This is a genomic window from Corynebacterium sp. HMSC078H07 (assembly GCF_001812805.1).
Taxonomy (GTDB): domain Bacteria; phylum Actinomycetota; class Actinomycetes; order Mycobacteriales; family Mycobacteriaceae; genus Corynebacterium.
Window position 1 is genome coordinate 1 of record NZ_KV810510.1, and the last position, 2,069, is coordinate 2,069.

Annotated in this window: 3 protein-coding genes; 2 read left to right on the forward strand and 1 reads right to left on the reverse strand. The window is 52.1% G+C overall.

Going from position 1 to position 2,069, the window contains the following annotated elements; translation table 11 throughout:
- Positions 1-97 precede the first annotated feature (97 nt).
- Positions 98-655 carry a DUF4442 domain-containing protein gene (locus tag HMPREF2875_RS09930; protein ID WP_232751635.1) on the forward strand — a complete coding sequence of 186 codons (558 nt, stop codon included), beginning with the start codon at positions 98-100 and terminating at the stop codon, positions 653-655.
- A gap of 146 nt (positions 656-801) precedes the next feature.
- On the opposite strand, the gene HMPREF2875_RS09935 is transcribed toward HMPREF2875_RS09930, so the two are convergent.
- Entirely contained in the window at positions 802-1,827 is a 1,026-nt protein-coding gene (locus tag HMPREF2875_RS09935) for a DUF3644 domain-containing protein (protein ID WP_246817089.1), read from the reverse strand.
- On the opposite strand from HMPREF2875_RS09935, the gene HMPREF2875_RS09940 reads away from it, so the two are divergent.
- A partial coding sequence (locus HMPREF2875_RS09940; protein WP_070672742.1) for an IS3 family transposase occupies positions 1,826-2,069 on the forward strand: 244 nt, incomplete at its 3' end. The two genes, HMPREF2875_RS09935 and HMPREF2875_RS09940, sit on opposite strands and share 2 nt — an antisense overlap.

Genomic DNA, 2,069 nt, shown 5'->3' on the forward strand with positions numbered 1-2,069 from the left:
CCACGGTGTTACTAGATACCCCTGCGCAACACCCGTAACGGTAGAGTTGGCGCCATTTAGCCCACCTGTCCCCCACAACTCATACGGAGCTTTCCTCATGGCCCGCTTTTCTGCACGCCAGCTCAAGCGCTTCATGGGATTCTGGCCGCCCTTCTTGGGCGCTGGCATCAAGATCCAAGAATTTGCTGATGACGGCACTCGCGTCGTTGTCAGCCACAGGCCAAACATGCTGACCAAGAACGCCATGGGTGTTGCCTTCGGTGGCACGCTCTCCGCCATGACGGACCCGTTCTTCATGCTTGCGTCCATGCATCGACTGGGCAAGGAGTACCGCATCTGGGATGCCGCTGGTGAGATTAAGTACCTGAAACCCGGCCGCGGCACGGTCACCGCCGATATGCGTATCCCCGAGGAGACTTACGCGCTCATCGAAGAAAAGACGGCCAACGGTGAGAAGTATTTGCATTGGTTCGACGTGGACATCATCGATGAGGAAGGCGATGTCGTCGCTCATGTGCGCCGCCAAGTCTATTACCGGCGCAAGCAGAAACAAGCTGCACTTGGCCACAGACGCTGGCTAGTGACGCTTGGACTACTGAGGGTGCTTCCCGAAATTCTTGTGCTGTGTTTATCTAGTGCTTTGAAGCCATTTTGAGCACACCGGGAAAAATTGTGTTGTAGAAAGCCTCACGCCCAACTATTCTTGCGGGTACAGCGCCAACCCAAGAAGGATAAAGCTGGGTTCCCGAATGGGAGTAGGGCTTCGGCCTGAGAATTCCTTTGCTCCGAGGGTTGGCGTTTTTACTTTGCTTTCGCCTTGGCCTGCAAAGCATCAATACACGTCCCTGGCTCTTTTTCGAGTTGTGCAACGATAAACTCGATTGCTCGCTGAGAGTATGTCCAGGATGAATTGGGTTCTCCAGCGGTGCTGCGATCGTGTGCGTACCTGGCATCCTCTCTAAATTGGAATACCTTATTGAAGAGATTGAAGTGCCACCGGTTGAATAACTTTTCCTCGCCTCGGAAGTAAATAGTGGTTTTCGACTTCCTTAACCGGTTTCGCACCTCTTTTACTGCATTACCAACTGTGTAAGGGTAATAGGAAGCAGCATCTCGGATGTCTTTAACGATGGTGACGCCGGCTTCCGCGTCTTTGTCGACATAGACGTTAAGGTCGGCATCCTTCGCCTTCTTGACGATGCGCAGGTTTGTCTCGTAGATGACGGCAGCAGCACCTCCTTCTCCGGTTCCTGCCGCGTCGGCGGCTAGCTGCCTCATCTTAAGAAGCTTCTCTGCGACATGAGGCTCGTACTTCGTCCGAATCACGTCAGGGTCAATTGCACCGCGGCGCACGGCCAACGTCAAGTGATTCTCCGGTATTAAATCACTAACGGATTCACCATGAAGATCGAGGAGCTTATCTGCATAATTCATGACAGACTTTTGCAGGAACGGTCCGATGAAAATCTCATACTCATCAGTGATGAAGTGAGTATTGACATTGCGGAAGCGAATGATTTCCGCCATGTTGATGCGCAGGGGATCTTTATCATTCGTAAAAATCTTCTTGAGACAGTCTGCTAGAGCAATTGTCTTTCCAGATTCGTCCGAGTAATAGATCGACTCGATTCCCCGCTCTCGGATCAGGTACGCCTTGAGCATTAGTTCCCATGCGTTGCAGAGAAAAATTGAACAGGTCTCCACGTGGTATTTCAACGTTGGCCTGTTGTACAGCTCCACTGCAAGAGCAAAAGGACCTGACCCCTGTTTGGTAGACACCTGATATCCAGCCCGGTTGGGTTGGGAAGAAAGGTAATCTACCACCATGCCTAGGTACTCCGAACAGTTCAAACGTGATGCTGTGGCCCTCTACGAAAACAATGAGGACCTCTCACTTCACGCGGCTTCAGCAGAGCTTGGAGTCAATCGATCCTCACTTTATTCCTGGCTTAAGCAGTACGGCACCGGTAAGCGCGCCCGCACGAAGACCCTGCGTGACAAGGCGAAGGCGACGACTGATTCTGAACGGATCCGTCAGCTAGAAAAAGAAAACGCAAAGCTTCGTGAAG

Excerpts from the sequence above, each read along its gene's own strand:
- HMPREF2875_RS09930 (WP_232751635.1), top strand. The coding sequence starts at position 98 with ATGGCCCGCTTTTCTGCACGCCAGCTCAAGCGCTTCATGGGATTCTGG.
- HMPREF2875_RS09935 (WP_246817089.1), bottom strand. The coding sequence starts at position 1,827 with ATGGTGGTAGATTACCTTTCTTCCCAACCCAACCGGGCTGGATATCAG.